The sequence below is a fragment of the Streptomyces tritici genome (assembly GCF_048500665.1).
Classification (GTDB): domain Bacteria; phylum Actinomycetota; class Actinomycetes; order Streptomycetales; family Streptomycetaceae; genus Streptomyces; species Streptomyces tritici.
Window position 1 is genome coordinate 5604894 of sequence record NZ_CP183183.1, and the last position, 19000, is coordinate 5623893.

The 19000-nt window shown below is 74.5% G+C and carries 17 protein-coding genes; 10 read left to right on the top strand and 7 right to left on the bottom strand.

Going from position 1 to position 19000, the window contains the following annotated elements:
• The first annotated feature begins 69 nt into the window (after positions 1-69).
• Both ACNJ93_RS25840 and ACNJ93_RS25845 read left to right on the top strand, forming a co-directional pair.
• A complete protein-coding gene (locus ACNJ93_RS25840; protein ID WP_418959836.1) occupies positions 70-1209 on the top strand; it encodes a CaiB/BaiF CoA transferase family protein in 1140 nt (379 codons plus the stop codon).
• Entirely contained in the window at positions 1206-2357 is a 1152-nt protein-coding gene (locus ACNJ93_RS25845) for an acyl-CoA dehydrogenase family protein (protein WP_418959837.1), read from the top strand. Before ACNJ93_RS25840 ends, ACNJ93_RS25845 begins: the two co-directional genes overlap by 4 nt.
• 101 nt (positions 2358-2458) lie before the next feature.
• Here ACNJ93_RS25845 and ACNJ93_RS25850 read toward each other — a convergent pair whose 3' ends face one another.
• The 5 genes from ACNJ93_RS25850 to ACNJ93_RS25870 form a co-directional block, all read right to left on the bottom strand.
• Positions 2459-3490, bottom strand: coding sequence for an ornithine cyclodeaminase (locus ACNJ93_RS25850; RefSeq protein ID WP_418959838.1), 1032 nt, complete (start codon positions 3488-3490; stop codon positions 2459-2461).
• Between the two features lie 34 nt (positions 3491-3524).
• Positions 3525-4547 carry a cysteine synthase family protein gene (locus tag ACNJ93_RS25855; RefSeq protein ID WP_418959839.1) on the bottom strand — a complete coding sequence of 341 codons (1023 nt, stop codon included), beginning with the start codon at positions 4545-4547 and terminating at the stop codon, positions 3525-3527.
• Positions 4548-4552: 5 nt separating this feature from the next.
• Positions 4553-5455, bottom strand: a complete 903-nt coding sequence (locus tag ACNJ93_RS25860; protein ID WP_418959840.1) for an oxygenase MpaB family protein — start codon at positions 5453-5455, stop codon at positions 4553-4555.
• A 254-nt stretch (positions 5456-5709) separates the two neighbouring features.
• Positions 5710-6717: a terpene synthase family protein gene (locus ACNJ93_RS25865; protein ID WP_418959841.1), complete on the bottom strand. Its 1008-nt coding sequence runs from the start codon at positions 6715-6717 to the stop codon at positions 5710-5712.
• A 70-nt stretch (positions 6718-6787) separates the two neighbouring features.
• Positions 6788-8218, bottom strand: coding sequence for an aldehyde dehydrogenase family protein (locus tag ACNJ93_RS25870; RefSeq protein WP_418959842.1), 1431 nt, complete (start codon positions 8216-8218; stop codon positions 6788-6790).
• 257 nt (positions 8219-8475) lie between these two features.
• On the opposite strand from ACNJ93_RS25870, the gene ACNJ93_RS25875 reads away from it, so the two are divergent.
• The 8 genes from ACNJ93_RS25875 (at position 8476) to ACNJ93_RS25910 (ending at position 16456) form a co-directional block, all read left to right on the top strand.
• Positions 8476-9255 (top strand): thioesterase II family protein, encoded by a 780-nt coding sequence (locus ACNJ93_RS25875; protein WP_418959843.1) that lies wholly within the window; start codon positions 8476-8478, stop codon positions 9253-9255.
• Between the two features lie 138 nt (positions 9256-9393).
• On the top strand, positions 9394-9678 hold the full coding sequence (locus ACNJ93_RS25880) for a phosphopantetheine-binding protein (RefSeq protein ID WP_418959844.1): 285 nt from the start codon (positions 9394-9396) through the stop codon (positions 9676-9678).
• The gene (locus tag ACNJ93_RS25885; protein ID WP_418959845.1) at positions 9675-11090 is read left to right on the top strand and encodes a TrpB-like pyridoxal phosphate-dependent enzyme; all 1416 of its coding nucleotides are present in this window, start codon (positions 9675-9677) and stop codon (positions 11088-11090) included. Before ACNJ93_RS25880 ends, ACNJ93_RS25885 begins: the two co-directional genes overlap by 4 nt.
• Complete coding sequence (locus ACNJ93_RS25890) at positions 11087-12286, top strand: acyl-CoA dehydrogenase family protein (protein WP_418959846.1); 1200 nt, start codon at positions 11087-11089, stop codon at positions 12284-12286. Before ACNJ93_RS25885 ends, ACNJ93_RS25890 begins: the two co-directional genes overlap by 4 nt.
• Entirely contained in the window at positions 12270-13838 is a 1569-nt protein-coding gene (locus ACNJ93_RS25895) for an amino acid adenylation domain-containing protein (protein ID WP_418959847.1), read from the top strand. Before ACNJ93_RS25890 ends, ACNJ93_RS25895 begins: the two co-directional genes overlap by 17 nt.
• A complete protein-coding gene (locus ACNJ93_RS25900; protein ID WP_418959848.1) occupies positions 13835-14671 on the top strand; it encodes an alpha/beta hydrolase in 837 nt (278 codons plus the stop codon). Before ACNJ93_RS25895 ends, ACNJ93_RS25900 begins: the two co-directional genes overlap by 4 nt.
• Positions 14658-15530, top strand: a complete 873-nt coding sequence (locus ACNJ93_RS25905; protein WP_418959849.1) for an enoyl-CoA hydratase/isomerase family protein — start codon at positions 14658-14660, stop codon at positions 15528-15530. The genes ACNJ93_RS25900 and ACNJ93_RS25905 overlap by 14 nt, the downstream gene beginning before the upstream one ends.
• Positions 15527-16456, top strand: coding sequence for a TauD/TfdA family dioxygenase (locus ACNJ93_RS25910; RefSeq protein WP_418959850.1), 930 nt, complete (start codon positions 15527-15529; stop codon positions 16454-16456). Before ACNJ93_RS25905 ends, ACNJ93_RS25910 begins: the two co-directional genes overlap by 4 nt.
• Before the next feature lie 109 nt (positions 16457-16565).
• Here the strand turns inward: ACNJ93_RS25910 and ACNJ93_RS25915 are convergent, their stop codons facing one another.
• Together ACNJ93_RS25915 and ACNJ93_RS25920 are read right to left on the bottom strand one after the other, a co-directional pair.
• Complete coding sequence (locus tag ACNJ93_RS25915) at positions 16566-17711, bottom strand: hypothetical protein (RefSeq protein ID WP_418959851.1); 1146 nt, start codon at positions 17709-17711, stop codon at positions 16566-16568.
• Positions 17701-18699, bottom strand: coding sequence for a polyprenyl synthetase family protein (locus ACNJ93_RS25920; RefSeq protein ID WP_418959852.1), 999 nt, complete (start codon positions 18697-18699; stop codon positions 17701-17703). Before ACNJ93_RS25920 ends, ACNJ93_RS25915 begins: the two co-directional genes overlap by 11 nt.
• Between the last annotated feature and the right edge of the window lie 301 nt (positions 18700-19000).

Sequence of the window (19000 nt, forward strand, 5' to 3'; positions counted from 1 at the left end):
CCGCACCGCCGTTACCGTGCGCCTGGTTTGCGCCCGCGCCCGGACGGGGGCGGGCCGGAAGGAGTGGCAGTGGAAGTGACGGCGGGCCGGCCGGCCCTGGACGGCGTACGGGTCCTCGATCTGTCGAGGCTGCTGCCCGGCGGATTCGCCACGGTGCTGATGGCCGATCTCGGGGCCGACGTCATCAAGGTGGAGAGCCCGGACGGCGGCGACTACGGCCGGCTGGTCGAGCCCGAGACGTTCGCGGCGCTCAACCGCAACAAGCGCTCCCTCGTCCTGGACCTGCGCACCCCGGCCGGCCGGGAGACCCTGCTGCGCCTGGTGGAGCGCAGCGACGTCGTCGTGGAGAGCCACCGGCCCGGGGTCCTGGACGCCATGGGGCTCGGGTACGCGCGGCTGCGCGAGGCCAATCCGCGGGTGGTGCTCTGCTCCCTCACCGGCTTCGGACAGTACGGGCCCTACGCCTCCCGGCCGGGCCACGACCTCAACTTCCTCGCCCTGTCGGGCTTCTTCGCCGTGCCCCACCGCCCCGGCGAGACCGTCGACCGGGTGGGCCTGCGGATCGCCGACCTCGCCGGCGCGATGTACGCGGCGCTGTCCACCGCCGTGGCGGTGACCTCCGCCCGGGCCACCGGGCAGGGCCAGCACCTGGACGTGTCGCTGCACGAGGCGGCGGCCGCCTGGGCCGCGCCGCTGGCGCTGCCGCTGCGCGCGCCGGCCGACCCCGCCGACAGCCCGCTGGTCACCGGCGACAACGACCTGTTCACCACCGCCGACGGCGGCCGGATCGCGCTGGCCACCTTCGAGGACAAGTTCTGGCTGGCCTTCCGCACGGCGTTCGCCGCGGAGTTCCCCGAACTCGACGACGACGCCTACGACCGCCGGGCCGTGCGCACCAAGGCCCGGGTCCGGGTGCGCGAGCTGCTCGACGGCGTCTTCGCCCGCCGCGACCTGGCCTGGTGGTCGGCCGCGCTGTCGGGCCTCGACCTGCCCTGGGCCCCCGTCTACGAGACGGCGGACGCCTTCCTGGCCGACGCGCACGTCGCCGCGCGCGAGCTCGTCGGCACCCTGCCGGGCTCGGCCACCGAGGAGCCGCGCCGTCAGGTCCGCTTCCCGGTGCTGTTCGGCTCCGGCCTCGACTCGCTGCGTGCCGCCGCCCCCGGGCACGGCGAGCACACCGACGAGATCCTCGCGGAGCTGGACCGGTGAGCGCGCGCCCCGCGTTCGCGGAGAGCGCCGAGCACCGGGCCCTGCGGGAGGCCGTCGCCGCGTTCGCGCGCGGCCGCGGCGACGGGCCCGACCCGCGCAGCCCGCAGGAGCTCTGGGCCGAGGCGGGCCGCCTCGGCTACCTCGGCGTCAACCTCCCGGAGGAGTACGGCGGCGGAGGCTGCGGCATCACCGAACTGTCGCTGGTCATGGAGGAACTGGGCGCGGCCGGCAACCCGCTGCTGATGCTCGTGGTGTCGCCCGCGATCTGCGGCACGGTCATCGCCCGCTTCGGCACCCCGGAGCAGAAGCGCCGGCTGCTCCCCGGACTCGCCGACGGCTCCGCCCGCATGTCCTTCGGCATCACGGAGCCGGACGCCGGCTCCAACGCGCACCGGCTGACCACCACCGCGCGCCGCGACGGCGCCGACTGGCTGCTCACCGGCCGCAAGGTCTTCGTCTCCGGGGTGGACGAGTCCGACTCCACCCTGATCGTGGCCCGGACCGAGGACGCCCGCACGGGCCGCCTCAAGCCCTGTCTCTTCGTCGTCCCCCGGGACGCGCCCGGCTTCGCCCACCACGAGATCCCCATGGAACTCAGCGCCCCCGAGCGGCAGTTCGAACTCGTCCTGGACGAGGTGCGGCTGCCGGGCGACGCGCTGGTCGGCCAGGAGGACGCCGGTCTGCAGCAGCTCTTCGCCGGGCTGAACCCCGAACGGATCATGATCGCCGCGTTCGCGGCCGGTCTCGGCCGGCACGCCCTCGACAAGGCCGTGGACTACGCCCGCACCCGCCAGGTGTGGTCGGTGCCGATCGGCGCCCACCAGGCCGTCGCGCACCCGCTCGCGCGGATCCACGTGGAGCTGGAGCTCGCCCGGCTGATGACCCGCAAGGCCGCCGAACTGTACGACGCGGGCGAGGACATGGCCGCGGGCGAGGCGGCCAACATGGCCAAGTACGCCGCGGCCGAGGCGTGCGCCCGCGCCGTCGACCAGGCGATCCACACCCTCGGCGGCAACGGCCTGACCGCCGAGTACGGCCTCGCCTCGCTGCTGACGCTGTCCCGGGTGCCGCGGATCGCCCCGGTCAGCCGGGAGATGATCCTCAACTTCGTCTCCCACTACACCCTGGGCCTGCCCAAGTCGTACTGACCGCGCGCCCCCGCCGCGCACGACCGTGGCCCCGCCGATCACCGGCGGGGCCACGGTCGTGGGGGAGGGGCGGCACGGCGGGGGATCCGCACCGCCCGGGTTCAGTGGGCCAGGGAGAGCCCGACGCCCTGCTCGGCCGCGCGCGCGTACACGGCGGCGGCCAGCGCGATGTCCTGGACCCCCATGCCGAACGGGTTCACGACGACCCGGTCGCCCGGGGCGACGGCCCGCGCGTACTCGCCCGAGAACAGCGCCGGCAGGGACGCGTCCACGGCCCGGCCGCCCTCCGGGGCGGCGGACCCCGGCCCCGCGACGCGGCCGGCCCGCGCCAGTCTGCCGAGCAGCCGGTGGTCGTCGTCCACCACGAGCTCCCAGTCGTCGACGAACAGGTGATCGCAGCCGAGCAGCAGGCTCTCCGCCGCGTCGTCCAGCGACACGTTGACGAAGGTCCCGCCCGCCGGCACCCAGTCCAGCTCCACGTACGGCTGCGTCGTCGTCGTCACCGCGACGGTCACCTCGGCCCGCTCGACCGCCGCCCGTGCGCCCTCGGCCACCGTCACGGCGACCGACGGGTGCGCGGCGCGCCACCGGGCGGCCAGCTCCTCGGCCCGCCGGGCGTCCTGGTCGTGCACGAAGACCTCGGTGACGCCGGGACAGGCGCCCGCGAGCAGCTCCCCGTGCACCTCGGCCTGGCGGCCGCAGCCGAGGAAGGCCACGCTGCGGACGGCTGCCGGGTCGCGTACGGCCCGCAGCGCGGCGACCGAGACGCCGGCGGTGCGCAGCGCGCTGATCCGGCCGCCCTCCATGATGCAGACCGGGCGCGCGGTCTCCGGGTCGTTGAGCACGACCAGCCCGGCGGCGCGCGGCCGGCCCAGCAGGTGGTTGCCCAGCGACGCGTTGATGATCTTGCAGCCGTAGGAGTCGCCGGACCAGCCCGGCAGGATCAGGCTGCGCGCCGACGCCCCCGACGGGGTGGTCCAGCGCAGCGCGGCCTCGGGGGTGAGGCCCGCCTCCTTGCGGCGGTAGGCGAGCAGGGTGTCGTGCGCGAGGTCGACGACGGACAGCCCGGCGCACAGCCGCGCGACGTCCGCGCTGTCCAGATAGGTGATCGTCGAGGAGTCGGGGAGCGTCATCGGGCGTCTCTCTTCCGGGGATCGGCAGGGCGGGTCACGAGGGTTCCTCGGCGCGCACCCCGCGCAGCAGTTCCAGAGCCGTGCGCATCTCGTCGGTGCAGCCGGGCCCGCCGTCGGCCGGGGCGTCGCACAGCTGCGGGTACTTCTCGCCGCTGTCCGGGCAGACGCAGGCGAGCTCCCGCAGCGACGGGTCGCGCAGCGCGCGGGAGACGGCGGCGAGCACCGCGGCGCCGCCGCTGCCGCCGAGCGAGATCCCGGTCCGCCGGGCGACCAGCGTGCAGGCCGCGGCGGCGGCCTGGTCGGTCACGCGCACCACCTGGTCGACGTGGTGGGGCCGGACGAACCCCGACACCTGCCCGGAACCGAAGCCCATCAGCTTGAACGGCCGCTCGGCGGGCGCCCCGCCGAGCGCGGAGGAACCCACGGCGTCGACCGCGACGACCTGCGTCGCGGGGGCGTGGTCGCGGAAGTACTGGGCGATCCCCGCCAGCGTGCCCCCGGTCGACACGGCCACGACGACCGCGTCGAACCGGCCGCCCGGCGCGGCCTTCAGCAGCTCCGCCGCCGTCCGCCCCTCATGCACCCCGGGGTTGGCGGGGCTCTCGTACTGGTTGGTCCACACGACGTCGGAGCCGGCCGCCAGGATCTCGCGCACCGCCCGGAGGCGGGCGCCGAGCGTCCGGCCGCCCGGCACCTCGCGGACGGTCACGACCTCCGCGCCGTACTCCCGCATCCGCGCGACGCTGGCGGGCGGGGTGCTCGGCTCGACCACCAGCGTGCAGCCGTAGCCCCGCTCCGCGCAGAGGCCGGCCAGGGCCACCCCCAGGTTGCCGGAGGTCGACTCGACCACCCGCATCCCCGGACGCAGCGTCCCGCCGGTCTCCAGCGCGTCGATCAGCGCCTGTGCCGTACGGGCCTTGATCGACCCGAAGGGGTTCTCGGCCTCCAGTTTCAGCCAGAGCCGCACGGTCCGGTCGCCGACCGGGACGACGACCGGCCGCAGGGGCGTGTCGCCGATGGCGGCCGGAGGGGCGGCCAGAGCAGTGGTTTCCGTCATGGTGGTCAGTCCTCGGGGCTGTCGGCACGGGCCGTCGGCTGCTGCCGCACGGGCGGGGAGGTTCGGTGCGGGCCTATGTCGGCGAGGTCGTAGCCGTGCGGGTAGCCCGGGTACGTCCGTGCCGTGGGCCGGGTCATCAGGCGCGCCATCAGCCGGGGCGCGACGCGTTCGGCCCGTGCGTGGCCGCGCACCCCGGCGCGGTGGGCGACGCGCGCCCACAGGGGCGGGGCGGGCAGGCCCAGGGCGTCCAGCGCCGGCGCGTCGAGACGGCACGGCAGCGTGGCCGCGACCAGGCCGTCGAGCGGGCGGGGGTACCAGGACGCGTACAGGTCGATGATCTGGGTGCCGACGCGGTGGTTGCTCGCCGCCCGCCGGAAGCGGAGCCGCTCGTACTCGCGGTTGAAACGCTCGAACGCGGCGTACTCCGTGGGCAGTTCGCGGATGTTCATCCGCTTGCCCACGTTCACGAAGAAGTAGAAGGCGGCCAGCCGCTCCGTCTCGGAGGTCGGCCGCCAGGCCCAGCGGTCGATCCACCGCACGGGTTCGAGGACGAACGTCGACAGGACGTACAGCATGTCCTCGTTCGCGATGTCGAACCTGCGGTGGGCCTGGTTGATCTGCCGGATCGCCTGGCGTCCGCGGTCGGAGTCGTATCCGCCGCGCACCAGTTCGCCGAGCAGGATCCGGGTGTCGTCGTACCGCTTCTGCGCGCGCAGGGCGAACTCTCCGGTGCCGTCCAGGACACCCGAGATGGCGGGCACGCAGCAGGTGCGCCAGATCGCCACTTCGAGCCCCCGGCCGTAGTCCCAGGGGAACTCGCTGTCGGAGGAGACGCGGTGGATCTCCTGGTGGTCCGTCTTCGGGTCGAGGGTCTCCAGTCGTCTGAGTGTGGCGTAGCGATCTCGCATGCGAACCCCGTTCACGGTGGGTCACGGTGGGGGAGTCGGCCGGCGGGCCTGGGGCGGGCCTGGGGCGGGCCTGGAGCGGGCCTGGGGCGGGCCTAGGGGGTGTCTTGTCGATCAGGCCGGATCAGCGAGCGGCGTCTGGTGCGTGCGATCGCAAGGCGGAGGAGGGAGTCAACGCGGAGCGTTGGCGACCGACGACAACGCGGCGAGCGTGCGTGCCAGGCGTCGGGAGCCCGGCATGATCGGCGAGACACCCCCTAGAGCGGGGCGGAGCCGGTGGCGCTGGTGACCTCGGGCCGCGTGGGGTCGAAGCGCAGGGTCTCGAAGCGCCACTGGAGCTGGCCGGTGAGCCAGCTGCGCAGCCCCGCGATGTGGCGCTCCAGGCGGTCCCCGGGGAAGAGCGCGCGCTGGGCCGGCGTCAGCATGTCCGGGAAGGTGCGGCTGAGTTCGGTGAAGCGGTCGAAGCGGCCCTGGACCATCCGTCCGACGGCGTCCGCGGCGGTCTGCAGATCCGTGCCGTGCGCGTGGCGGTGCACCAGCACGAGGTTGTGCGGGTCGCCGAGGAGGTCCTCCTTCTCGCAGCTGAAGAGGTCGTTGGTCCACAGGTCCGCGTCGGACAGCGCCGCGTTCATCTCGGCGAACGCCGGCAGCGTGTAGAGCTCCTCGGGCACCTCGGCGTGCGTGGTGACCTCGATGAGGTCGAGGTACGGCATGAGGGCCCGGCCGCGGTGCGCGATGTACTCGTCCAGGTCCGGGACGCGGCCGGTCAGCCGGTTCTGCGACTCCCAGACACAGGTGTCGAAGAAGGCCCCGATGTGCGCGGCGAGCCGCCGGCGCCACGCCGGGGAGGTCAGCGGCGCGGTGCGGCGCCACAGTTCGGCGTACGCAGGGCGGAACACCCGCGTCAGCGAGTGGCCCGCGGGGGCCGGGTCGTCGTCGACGGAGCCGTCCTCGGTGAACCAGGCGAGCACCTCGTCGCAGACCTCCCGCAGCCGCTCGGGCTCGGCGCCCAGCGAGGTCTCGTCGAACTGGTCGTCGAGGACCAGCATGCAGCTGATCCAGTCGGTCACGAGCTGGAGCTCCTCGGGGCCGGAGTGCGGGTAGGCCCTGCCCATGAGGGTGCCGAGCAGGGAGCGCTCGTGGTGGCGGCGGGCCGCTTCGTCGGGGGCCAGGCCGTGGCGGGCCACGAAGGCCCGGGCGCCGGCCTCCGCCCGGTCGGCGTGCGGACTGAGCTCCGGGGGGAACTCCACATGGATGTGCGGCATGCGCAGGGACACGGTGTCACCCGTCGTTTCGAGTCGCTGGTGCGGGATCAGGGGGCGTGGGGCGGGGCGGTCAGCCGGGCAGCTGGAGGGACTTGACCTCCTGGAACTCCTGGATGCCGTGGCGGCCGAGCTCCCGCCCGACGCCGGACTGCCGGTGACCGCCGAAGGGCGCCGCGGCGTTGAACTTCGCGCCGTTGACGTCGACCTGGCCGACCCGCAGCCGGCGGGCCACCGCCACGGCGCGCTCCGGGTCCCCGGACCACACGGTGGCGGCGAGCCCGTAGTCGGAGTCGTCGGCGAGTGCCACCGCCTCGTCCTCGCCGTCGTAGGCCAGGACGGCGAGGACCGGGCCGAAGATCTCCTCGCGGGCCAGCGGCGACGACGGGCTCACGTCCGTCCACACGCTGGGCGCCACGTAGTGGCCGGTGTCCGGCAACCGGTCCGCCAGGTCCTGCCCGGCGACCTGCCGCGCCCCCGACCGGGCCGCCCGCTCCAGGTGGCCGAGCACGCGCTCCCGCTGGCCGGCGGAGGCGAGCGGGCCGAGGAGCGTGTCCGGGTCCTCGGGGTCGCCCGGGACGTAGGCGGCGACGACCGCGCGGGCCACGTCCAGCGCCTCGTCCAGGCGCGCACGGGGGACCAGCAGCCGGGTGCGGGCGGTGCACGTCTGGCCCGCGTTGTGCAGGGCGCTGCGCACGCCGTCCTCGACGGCCGCCGCGAGGTCGGCGTCCGGCAGCACCAGCGTGGCGGACTTGCCGCCCAGTTCCAGGCAGGTCCGCTTCACGGTCCGGGCCGCCGCCGCGCCGACCTGCCGGCCGGCCTCCAGCGAACCGGTGAAGGACACCAGGTCCACGCCGTCGTCGACGGTGAGCGCGACGCCCGCCGTCGCGCCCCGGCCGGGGACCAGGTTGAAGACGCCCGGCGGCAGCCCGATCCCGTCGATGAGCTCCGCCAGCAGGTACGAGGAGAGCGGCGCCAGCTCGCTCGGCTTGAGCACGAGGGCGCAGCCCGCGGCGACGGCCGCGCCGATCTTGGCGACCGCCTGGTGCACCGGGTAGTTCCAGGGCGTGATGGCGCCGACCACGCCCACCGGCTCGCGCACCACCAGGGAGTGGCCGACGCGCTCCTCGGCGGTGGCCGCGGCGAGCCCGTCGAGGAAGCCGTCGAGCACCCGCACCGGAAGCCCCGCCTGGACGCGCCGGGAGAACGTGATCGGCGCGCCCATCTCGCGGGTCACGGTCTCCGCCAGCTCGTCCTGGTGCTTCACCAGCGCCTCGCGCAGCGCCGACAGGGCCGCCGCGCGCTCCTCGGTCCCGCTCGCCGCCCAGCCGGGCAGCGCCCCGCGGGCCGCCTCCACCGCGCGCCGGACGTCCTCGCCGCCGCAGTCCGGGATCTCGCCGACGACCCGCAGGGTCGCCGGGTTCTCGACGGCGATCGTCCCGGTGGCGCGCGGCTCGGTCCACCGGCCGCCGACGTACATCTGGCGCAGGGGTAGGGAATTCATGGCGTGACGGATCTCTTTCGGCAGGCTCGAATGAGTCGAATTCCTCCGACGGGCGGGCGGAGGCAAGGGAATTCACTGCATGAGGCGGACCACTGTACGAACATGTTCGAGCCGTGGGCTGGATGAATTCTGTATGCGGAACTGCCGCTCGAATCGGGTGGTGACGACCCGTGAAAAGGCGTTAATGTGCGGTGCTTGAAATGCCGGGACGATCCAGTTCCCGGCCGTTCGGGAAGCCCATGGGAAGCAGGCCGCACGTGATACCCACCCCGGTACGAGCCAGGAACGCCGCGAGCCAGGACGGTCGCTGGCTGCGCCGGCTCCGCCCCCTGCCCGCCCCGAGGATCCGCCTCGTGTGCCTGCCGCACGCCGGCGGCACGGCGGGCGCCTTCCGCGACTGGGCCGAGGCCCTGCCGGACGACGTGGAGCTGGTCGCGGTGCAGTACCCGGGGCGCCAGGACCGGTTCGCCGAACCCTGCGTCCCGGCCATGGGGCCGCTCGCCGACAGCGTCGCTCAGGTCCTGCTGCCGCTGTTCGACCGGCCCGTCGCGCTGCTCGGCCACAGCATGGGCGCGGCCCTCGCGTACGAGGTCACGCTGCGCCTGGAGGCGCTGTACCGGGCCAGGCCGCGGTGGCTGTTCGTCTCCGGACACGGCTCGCCGCTCAGCCCGCGCAGCGGCCGCGACCTCCATCTGCGCGACGACGAGGCGATGGTGCAGGGGCTGCTCGAACTCGGCGGCATGGACCCGGGCCTGGTCGCCGAGCCCGAGCTCCTGGCCCTGCTGCTGCCCTCGTTCCGCGCCGATCTCACCCTGATCGAGACCTACCGGCCCGCCGGCTCGCGGCCGGTCACCGTGCCGCTGACGGCGTACGTGGGGGACGCCGACCCGGGCGTCCCCGTCGCGCACGCCGCCGCCTGGTCGGACCTGACGTCCGCGGAATTCTCCCTGCGGGTCTTTCCCGGCGACCATTTCTCCCTGGTGCAGGGACCCGAGATCGTGACGGACGTCGCCGGCGTACTCGCCGGTGCGCACTGACACCCGTCCGCCGCCCGGCCGCATTCCGCGTGCGCAGTACCCGCGCATTTCCTCAGAGTTCCGCGCGCCCCGCGCCCCCGGTGCCGCCCGTGCGCGGACATCCCACCCGACGAATTCCCTGTCCTAGGAGCCCCGAAAATGCTGTCTGACGACCACGTGGCCCAGAAGGTCCGCGAGATCATGGTCGAGGCCCTCGATCTCCGGCTCGACCCGCGGGACATCGGTCCGCAGGTCTCGCTCTACTCGCCGGTGATCCAGCTCGACTCGCTCAACCTGCTCCAGCTGCTGCTCGCCGTGGAGGCCGAGTTCGGCGGCCACATCGAGGACGAGGACGTCATGGAGGCGGACCTCGAGACCGTCGGCGACCTGGTCGAGCTGGTCCGCCGGCACGTCGCCGGCCTGCGGACGGAGACCCCGGCATGAGAGCCGTGCGCAACCAGTACCTGCTCGACGAGGACGACGTCCCCACCCACTGGTACAACATCCTCGCCGACCTCGACGTGCCCGCCTCCGACGTACGCCGGGCCAGACCCGCCCCGCGGCCGGACGGCGACGGCGACGGCCGCCCCGCCCCCGAGGACCGCGGTTCCACGGGGGCCAACATCCCGCTGTCCATGTACCGCGGCAGCGTCGGGACCGAGCGCCATGTGAAGATCCCCGACCCGGTGCGCGAGCAGTACCAGCGCTGGCGCCCCACCCCGCTGATCCGCGCCCACCGCCTGGAGCAGGCGCTCGACACCCCCGCCCACATCTACTACAAGTACGAGGGCGCCAACGCCTCCGGCAGCCACAAGCTCAACTCGGCCCTGGCGCAGGCGTACTACTACAAGAAGGCCGGCGTCCAGGAGATCACCACCGGCACCGGCGCCGGCCAGTGGGGCACCGCCCTGTCGATGGCCTGCCACGCCCTCGACCTCGCCTGCACCGTCTTCATGGTGAACGTCAGCTACCGGCAGAAGCCCTACCGCCGGGTCCTGATGGAGCTCAACGGCGCCCGCGTCATTCCCAGCCCCAGCGGCACGACCGAGGCCGGCCGCGCCCTGCTCGCGGCCTCCCCCGACGGCGCCGGCAGCGTGGCCATCGCCAACGCCGAGGCGCTCGAACACGCCCGGACCGTCACCCGCGGCGCGTTCTCCGTCGGCAGCGGCGAGAACCACGTCCTGCTGCACCAGACGGTCATCGGCGAGGAGGCCCTGCGGCAGATGGAACTCGCCGGGGAGTTCCCCGACGTGGTCATCGGCGCCATGGGCGCGGGCAGCAACTTCGCCGGCCTCGCCTTCCCCTTCCACCGCGAGAAGCTCCGCACCGGCGCCGCCACGCGGCTGGTCGCCGTGGAGCCCGAGGCGTGCCCCAAGATGACCCGGGGCCGCTACGCCTGGGACTACAACGACTTCTCCGGCACCACCCCCATGACCAAGATGTACACGCTCGGCCACACCTTCGTCGCGCCCGGCGTGCACGCCGGCGGACTGCGCTACCACGGCGCGGCGCCGCTCGTCAGCGCCCTGTACGACCGCGGCCTGATGGAGGCCGTGGCCTACGGTCAGAAGGACGTGTTCGAGGCCGGTGCCTTCTTCGCCCGCACCGAGAACCTGATCCCCGCCCCCGAGTCCGCGCACGCCGTCAAGTGCGCCCTCGACGAGGCCGTGCGCGCCCGCGAGGAGAACCAGCCGCGCGTGATCCTCTTCAACGTCAGCGGCCACGGCCTGCTCGACCTGTCCGCGTACGACCAGTACCTCGCGGGCACCCTGGAGGACCACGTGGTGCCCGACAGCCACATCGCCGCCTCCCTGGCCCGCCTGCCCGCCCTCGACCCGGCCGGCGGCCGCCCGTGAACCTCAGCCCCACCGAGGAGCAGACCGCCCTCGCCGACCGCCTCCGCCGCCTCGGCGAGGACCTCGGCGCCGACCTCCCGGCCCGGGAGCGCACCGGGACGCTCCAGCCCGGTGACTGGCAGCGCCTCGCCGACGCCGGAGTCCTCGGACTCCCGGTGCCCCGCGCGTACGGCGGACTCGGCCTCTCCCCGCTGACCTGCGCACTGGCCCTGGAGGGCCTCGGCGCCGGCTGCCGCGACAACGGCCTCATGATCGCCCTGGGCGCCCACATCTGGGCCGCCGAGATCCCGCTGCTGCTGTTCGGCACCGAGGAACAGAAGCGGCGCTTCCTGCCCGGGCTGTGCGACGGCCGGCTGATCGGCGCCCACGCCATCACCGAGGCCGGAGCCGGCTCCGACGCCCTCTCCCTCGCCGCCACCGCCCGCCGCGACGGCGACCACTACGTCCTGGACGGCACCAAGCGCTTCGTCACCAACGCGCCGCTCGCCGACGTCTTCCTCGTCTACGCCACGGTCAACCCGGCCCTCGGGTTCACCGGCGTCACCGCCTTCCTCGTCGAGCGCGGCCAGGAGGGACTCACCGTCGAGACCCGTTTCGAGAAGGCCGGCCTGCGCACCGCGCCCTGGGGCGAGATCACCCTCAGCGGCTGCCGCGTCCCGCTCTCCGCCCGGCTCGGCGCGGAGAAGCAGGGCTCCCGGATCCTCGCCGCCACCATGGCCTGGGAACGCTCGCTGATCCTCGCCCCGCTGCTCGGCGCCATGGGCCGCCAGATCGACGACTGCGTCCGGCACGCCCGCACCCGCGAACAGTTCGGCCGCCACATCGGCAGATTCCAGTCGGTGTCCCACCGGATCGTCGAGATGCGCATCCGCCTGGACGAGGCCCGGCTGCTCACCCACCGCGCCGCCTGGGACCTGGAGCGGGGCGTCTCCTCCCACTACGCGGAGGCCGCCCAGCTGCGGACCAGCGAGTCCGCCGTCGAGACCTTCCTCGACGCCCTCCAGGTGTACGGCGGCCTCGGCTACACCACCGACACCGACGTCGAACGCAATCTGCGCGACGCGCTCGGCACCCGGATCTCCTCCGGCACCTCCGACATGCAGCGGCTGGTGATCGCCGAGAAGCTCGGCCTCGGCACCCGTGCCCGGGCCGCGTCCCCCCGCCCCGCAGGAGACCGCCATGCGCACGCTGAATGATCTGCTGACCCGCGCGGTGGCCGCCCGGCCCGCGGCCGAGGCGGTCCGCCACCGGGGCCGCTCCACCGACTACGCCGCCCTGGACCGGGCGGCGAGCGCGCTCGCCGCGACCCTGCGCGAGCACGGTGTGGGCCCCGGCGACCGGGTGGGCCTGTGGTTCGCCAAGTCGACCGAGACGATCGTGACCCTGTACGCGATCCTCAAGTGCGGGGCCGCGTACGTCCCGGTCGACCCGGCCACGCCCGCCGCCCGTGCCGCCTACATCCTCGACGACTGCGCCGTCCGCTGCCTGGTCACCGACGCGCCGCGGCTCGCCGTGCTCGAAGAGCACGGCACACCCGCCGCCCTGCGCACGGCCGTCGTCGTCGGCGACGAGCCGGCGCCGGCCGCGGCGATCCGGTGCACCGGCTGGGAGGAGGCCGCCGGCCGGCCCGTGCCGGACGGCTTCGCGCCCGCGGCCGTCGGACCCGACGACCTCGCCTACGTCCTGTACACCTCCGGATCCACCGGGACGCCCAAGGGCGTCATGCTCTCGCACCGCAACGCGCTGGCCTTCGTGGACTGGGCCGTCGCCGCGTTCGGCCTGACCGGGGACGACCGGCTGTCCTCCCACGCGCCCGTCCACTTCGATCTGTCCGTCTTCGACGTCTTCGCCGCCGCGGGCGCCGGCGCCTGCCTGGTGCTCGTGCCCGAGCACCACAGGGCGCTCGGCCCGGCGCTCAACCGGCTGGTCGCCGAGGAGGGGATCACCGTCTGGTACTCCGTGCCGGGCGCCCTGATCCGGATGCTCGACGCCAAGAACCGCGCGCTGCTCACCGGTTCGCGGCTGCGGACGGTGCTGTTCGCGGGCGAGCCGTTCGCGCTCAAGCACCTGCGGCGGCTGCGCGAGGCGCTGCCCGGGGCGGCCCTGCACAACCTCTACGGCCCGACCGAGACCAACGTCTGCACCCACCACCGGGTCACGGACGCCGACCTCGCCCCGGACCGCACCGCGTCCCCGCCCATCGGCCGCCCCTGCCCGTACGCGGAGACCGAACTCCTCGGCAGCGACGGGCGGCCGGTCCCCGACGTCCCCGGCGCCGAGGGCGAACTGAGCGTGTCCGGCGACTCGGTGATGCTCGGGTACTGGGACCGCGCCGCCGCCGGCGCGTCCGCGGCGACGGCCCGGCCCCACCGCACCGGAGACCTCGTCCGGTCGCTGGGCGACGGAGGCTACCTCTACCTCGGCCGCCGCGACCACATGATCAAGATCCGGGGCCACCGGGTCGAGCCCGAGGAGATCGAGGCCGTCCTCATGCGGCTGCCCGCCGTCCACGAGGCCGTCTGCGTCGCCGTCGAGGGCGCGGACGGCGACAAGGAGCTCGCGGCGCATGTCGTGCCGGCCGAGGGCGCCGTGCCGGACCCGGCCGAGCTGCGCGACCACTGCCGCGCCGCCCTGCCGCGCTACATGGTCCCCGCGGCCTTCCACCTCGTCGCCTCCTTCCCCCGCACCTCCACCGGCAAGACCGACCGGCGCGCTCTGGCCGCCCGGCCCCTGGGGGAGGCGGCGTGACGGCCCGCGTGCTCACCCTGCGCTGGCCGAGCCGGCTGCTCGGCCGCGACAAGGGCGTCAACGTCGTCCTGCCCGGCGGCTACAGCGAGCACGGCCCCCCGCATCCGGTGCTGTACCTCCTGCACGGCTACGGCGGCAGCAAGGACACCTGGCTGGTCAACACCCGTCTGGTGGACCTGGTCCGGGACAGCCGCACCGTGGTCGTCCTGCCGCAGAGCGGCCGCCGCTGGTTCGTCAACGACCACGCGGGACTGCGGTACGAGGACCACCTCGTCCACGAGCTGGTGCCGGCGGTCGACGCGCGGTTCCACACCCGCGCCGACCGCTCCGGGCGCGCCGTCGGCGGCTTCTCCATGGGCGGGGCCGCCGCGCTCTTCCTGGGCCTGCGCCATCCCGGCGTCTTCGGCGCGGTGGCCTCGCACGCCGGGGCCTTCGAGGCGCCGCTGCGCGTCGGCGACCCGTACGCCCGGTTCCGCTCCGACCCCGCCTTCGCCATGCCCACCGTGGAGAGCCACGAACGGGTGTGGGGGCCTCCCGGCAGCGAGACCCGCCGCCGCTACGACCCGTACCGCCTGATCGCCCAGGACGGCCGCACGCCGCCGCCCGCCCTGTACCTCGACGTCGGGACCGAGGACCACGACCGCATGCGCGCCATGAACCGCCGGGTGCGCGACGCCCTGCGCGAGCGCGGCCACGCCGTCACGTACCACGAGCGGCCCGGCGGCCACGACTGGCAGTTCGTCGACCGCGCGCTCCCCGCCGCGCTCGCCTTCGTCGCCCGCCACACCGAGGCGGCCGCCGCCTCCCCGGAGAGGACGCATGAACGCATCTGAACCCTCCCTCCTCGTCAGCCGGCCGCAACCCGGCGTGGCCGTGGCGGTGCTGAACCGCCCCGACCGCAGGAACGCCCTGAACGAGGAGCTGTTCGCCCGCCTCACCGACCTGTGCGCCGCACTGCAGGACGACCCGTCCGTACGCGTCCTCGTCCTCACCGGCGCCGGCGACGCGTTCTGCGCCGGGTACGACATCGACGAGGTCGGCCGCATCGCCGCGCTGCCCCCGCTCGACCTGCTCGCCCTGCTGCGCCGCCAGGCCCGGGCGATCACCGGGCTGCGCGACCTGCCGCAGACCGTGATCGCCGCCGTCGACGGCCCCGCGGTCGGCGCCGGACTGTCCCTCGCGCTCGCCGCGGACATCCGGCTCGCCGCCCCCGGGGCCCGGTTCCGGGCCTCCTTCGTGAAGATGGGGCTCTCCGGCGGCGACATGGGCGCCTCCTGGCTGCTGCCCCGGCTCACCGGCCTCGGCTTCGCCTCCGACATGATGCTCAGCGGCCGGTTCGTGGCCGCCGACGAGGCCCTGGCCCGCGGCCTGGTGAGCCGGGTGACCGCCCCCGGCGAGCTGTCCGCCGCCGCGCTCGGCCTCGCCGCCGAGATCGCCGCCCACAGCCCCGTCTCCCTGGCCCTCACCAAGCAGGTGCTCCAGGCCAACACCGACGCGCCCTCCCTGGAGGCCGCCCTGGAACGGGAGGCCCCCGTCCAGGTCGTCGCCGCCCACTCGCCGGACGTGCGGGAGGCGGTGGCCGCCTTCCGCGCCCGGCGCGCCCCCGACTTCGGCACCGCCGGACCGCACGACCCCCAGCACGCCGACGACGCCCCCGCGCGGTCGGCCACCGACGAAAGGACACCCGCATGACCGAGCACGCCTGGCAGCCCCGGATCCTGCGCCCCGCCGACGTGGGCGCCGACGCCAGCCCGCAGGGGCTGGAGGAGTACCTGCGCGGCGCCGACGTCGGCCGGCTCCTCGTCGAGGAACGGGCCGTCTTCTTCCGGGGGTTCGGCATCACCGCCGACACCTACGACGGCGCCGCCGACCTGCTGCTGCCGAACCGGCTCGCGTACGTCCACGGCAACTCGCCGCGCACCAAGGTCGGCCGGAACCTGTACACCTCCACCGAGTACCCGGCCGAGTTCGAGATCTCCATGCACAACGAGATGTCGTACGCGCACGCCTGGCCCTCGCGGATCCTGTTCTTCTGCGACGTGGCGGCCGCCACCGGCGGCGCCACCCCGCTCGTCGACGGCCGGCTCTGGCTGGAGTCGATCGACCCGGAGATCCGCGCGGCCTTCGCCCCCGGCGTGCGGTACACCCAGAACCTGCACGACGGCATGGGCTTCGGCAAGAGCTGGCAGGCCACCTTCGAGACCGAGGACCGGGCGGAGGTCGAGGCGTTCCTCGACGGCGCCGAGGCCGAGTGGAGCTGGCAGCCCGACGGCACCCTGCGGGTCAGCCAGCTGCGCCGCGCGACCCTGGAGCACCCGGTCACCGGGACCGAGGTCTGGTTCAACCAGGCCGACCAGTGGCACGTGGCCGGACTCGGCGACGACGCCGCCGCGCTCGCCGAGCTGATCCCGGAGGACGAGCTGCCGCAGAACGCGTTCTTCGCCGACGGCAGCCCCATCCCGGCCGACTACATCACCCACGTCCAGGAGGTGGGCATGAAGACGGCCGTGGACGTCGCCTGGGAGACCGGCGACCTGCTCCTCGTCGACAACGTCGCGGTCGCGCACGGCCGCCGGGCGTTCACCGGCCGGCGCCGCATCCTGGTCGCGATGGCTTGACCCGCCGCGCGGGCCGGCGGCCCGACCCGGTGAACGAGCCTCGAAGGGCCGGCCCGATCGGGCCGGCCCTTCGAGGCTTTCCGCGCGAGGCTTCCGCACGCCACGGACGTCAGGACGCCCAGCGGTCGAGGGCGGCGAGGAACGCCGGCACGTCGTCGGCGATCCGCCCGGTCGCCGCGAACCGCCGCGACGGCAGCCCCTCGACGACGCCGCGGAGCGTCCGCTCCGTCTCCCGCACCACCGGCGCGAAGTCGAGCCGCAGCAGCTTCGCCACCGCGCCCAGCGTGCTGCCGGGACCGGCGCCGAGCACCTGGCCGGCGCGGGCGCCGGGGGACGCCGGGGCGTCGCCGTCCCGGTCCACGAAGACCACCAGGTCCACCGGGAGCGGCCGGTCCGGCGCCGGGCCGGCCCCCGGACGCGACGGGAACAGGTACTCCCGGCCCCGGTGGTCCGCGGGCAGCCCCGAGGCGTGCCCGGTCACCGGCGTCCCCGTGACCCGCTCGATGAGCGCCCGGTCGTCGGGGTGCGCCCGGCACTCCCACGCGCCGCTCAGGAACAGCGGGACGACGGCCCGGTCCGCGGTGACGAAGACCAGATCCTCCGCGACCACCCGCCAGCCGTGGGCGAAGGCCGCGAGGCCCAGGGTGCTCTTGCCGGAGCCGGAGGCCCCGGCGAGCAGCACGGTGAACCCGTCGTCGCGGGCGACGGCCACGCCGTGGATCAGGGCCATCCCGCCGCTCAGCACGAGCGGGGCGATCAGCGCCGTGCGCGACAGCTTGCGGCGGAAGCCCTCGTGGCTCGCCGACACCTCGACGAGCGTGCGGGGCAGGCCGTCGGCGCCGGGCGCGTCGGGCGACGCCGTCAGCAGCCCGGCCGTGCCCGACGCCTCCCGGGCCGGCCAGTGGATGCGCCGGACCTCCCCGCTCTCGCCGTACGAGGCCCACGGCCCGCCCGGCGCCGGCGGGGGCTCGCCGGCCGGCGGGCGGTACGCCTCCGCCGTCCGGACCCGCAGACGGACCGCCGGACCGGCGGGCGGGGCGTCGGGGCCGCGCGACAGGGCCCGGGCGAACACGTCGAGCCCCGCGACCGGGTCGACCGTGTCCCAGAAGGACGCGGGGGAGCCCGGAACCGGGGCGAACTCCCAGTCCACGACGACCCGTTCGGAGGCGAGCCGCCCCGACGCGGCCCGCGCCGGGCCGCCCGCGACCACCGGCCCGGCGACGGCGGGGGCCGGGGCGGTCAGGTCACTTGTCACGGTAGGCGGCCTGCCTCGCCATGGCGTGCAGCTCGTCGGCCCAGTCCGCGTCCAGCGCACCGCCGACCGCGGCCCGCGCGGTCTCGATGCGCTCCGCGATGACCCGCTCCACCCGGTCGCGCACCCCGGTCCGGATGAGCACCTCGTGCAGCCGCTCCGGGTCCGCGCCCGCGAGATCGTCCGCCACCAGCTCCCTGACCTCGGGCTCGTGGCGCAGGGCGATCGACATCAGCAGCGTCATCTTGTGCTGCTTGAAGTCCAGCTGGGCGGGCTTGCCGGTCACGTCCGAACTGCCGAACGCGTCCAGCAGGTCGTCCCGCAGCTGGAACGCCTCACCGAGGGCGAGGCCGTACGTCTCGAAGGCGGGACGCAGCCCCTGCGCGCCGGCGAGTTCGGCGCCCATCGCCAGCGGCCGGTAGACCGTGTAGCGGCCGGACTTGAACAGCGCGATCCAGCTGGACAGTTCGGGATCGGGCACGAACCGGGCCGCGGCCCGTACGTCCAGGAACTGACCGATCATCAGCTCCGTGCACACCTCGCCCCAGATGCGCCGGGCGTGCGGCGGGCAGTCGGCGAGCAGCCGCTCCGCGTACACCAGGGCGAGATCGCCGGCGAGGACGGCCACGCTCTCGCCGTACCGGCGCGGCTCGCCGCGCCAGTCGCGCTCCGTGTGCAGCGTCGAGTGCACGACGTGCGCGGTCGGCTCGTTGCGGCGCAGCCCCGAGTCGTCCATGACGTCGTCGTGGAGCAGCGCGAAGGTGTGCAGCAGCTCCAGGGCCGCCGCGACGTCGACGACGACCTGCGCCTCCGGATCCCCGCCGCCGGCGAGGTAGCCGGCCACGCAGAACGCGGGCCGCAGGCGCTTGCCCCCGCTGCCCACCATGCGGCTCACACAGTCGATCAGTTCGGCCGAATCCGCGTTGAGCGCCGCCCAGGAACGGCGCTCCTCGGCGAGGAATTCATGAATGCGTCGCTCGACCCGCGCCAAGATGCGGTCGCGTGTTTCGCGGACGGCGACACCAGTGAATTCATGACTCACTGGGAAGGTAGTGGACATGCGGATCTCCTGATACCGGGTAGACCTCAACACGCTCTTTCTCGCACACCCAAGGGCCCCCGGAAAGAGGCAGCTTGGCGTATAGGCGCTGTCCAGAGGGGTCGGGGCAGCAGGGACTACCGTCCTCGCCAGTGTGCAGACGCTGTCTGCGAGAGAAACCACTGACCTGTTTGTTCTTGCGGTGCGCGGAAGGAATTCCTGCCGCGCACCCGTAGGTGGATGGCGAGGAATC

What these genes read in the sequence shown, in the direction of transcription:
- ACNJ93_RS25850 (WP_418959838.1), bottom strand. Translation starts at nt 3,490, where the DNA reads ATGACGCTCCCCGACTCCTCGACGATCACCTATCTGGACAGCGCGGAC.
- ACNJ93_RS25855 (WP_418959839.1), bottom strand. Translation starts at nt 4,547, where the DNA reads ATGACGGAAACCACTGCTCTGGCCGCCCCTCCGGCCGCCATCGGCGAC.
- ACNJ93_RS25860 (WP_418959840.1), bottom strand. Translation starts at nt 5,455, where the DNA reads ATGCGAGATCGCTACGCCACACTCAGACGACTGGAGACCCTCGACCCG.
- ACNJ93_RS25865 (WP_418959841.1), bottom strand. Translation starts at nt 6,717, where the DNA reads ATGCCGCACATCCATGTGGAGTTCCCCCCGGAGCTCAGTCCGCACGCC.
- ACNJ93_RS25870 (WP_418959842.1), bottom strand. Translation starts at nt 8,218, where the DNA reads ATGAATTCCCTACCCCTGCGCCAGATGTACGTCGGCGGCCGGTGGACC.
- ACNJ93_RS25880 (WP_418959844.1), top strand. Translation starts at nt 9,394, where the DNA reads ATGCTGTCTGACGACCACGTGGCCCAGAAGGTCCGCGAGATCATGGTC.
- ACNJ93_RS25885 (WP_418959845.1), top strand. Translation starts at nt 9,675, where the DNA reads ATGAGAGCCGTGCGCAACCAGTACCTGCTCGACGAGGACGACGTCCCC.
- ACNJ93_RS25895 (WP_418959847.1), top strand. Translation starts at nt 12,270, where the DNA reads ATGCGCACGCTGAATGATCTGCTGACCCGCGCGGTGGCCGCCCGGCCC.
- ACNJ93_RS25905 (WP_418959849.1), top strand. Translation starts at nt 14,658, where the DNA reads ATGAACGCATCTGAACCCTCCCTCCTCGTCAGCCGGCCGCAACCCGGC.
- ACNJ93_RS25910 (WP_418959850.1), top strand. Translation starts at nt 15,527, where the DNA reads ATGACCGAGCACGCCTGGCAGCCCCGGATCCTGCGCCCCGCCGACGTG.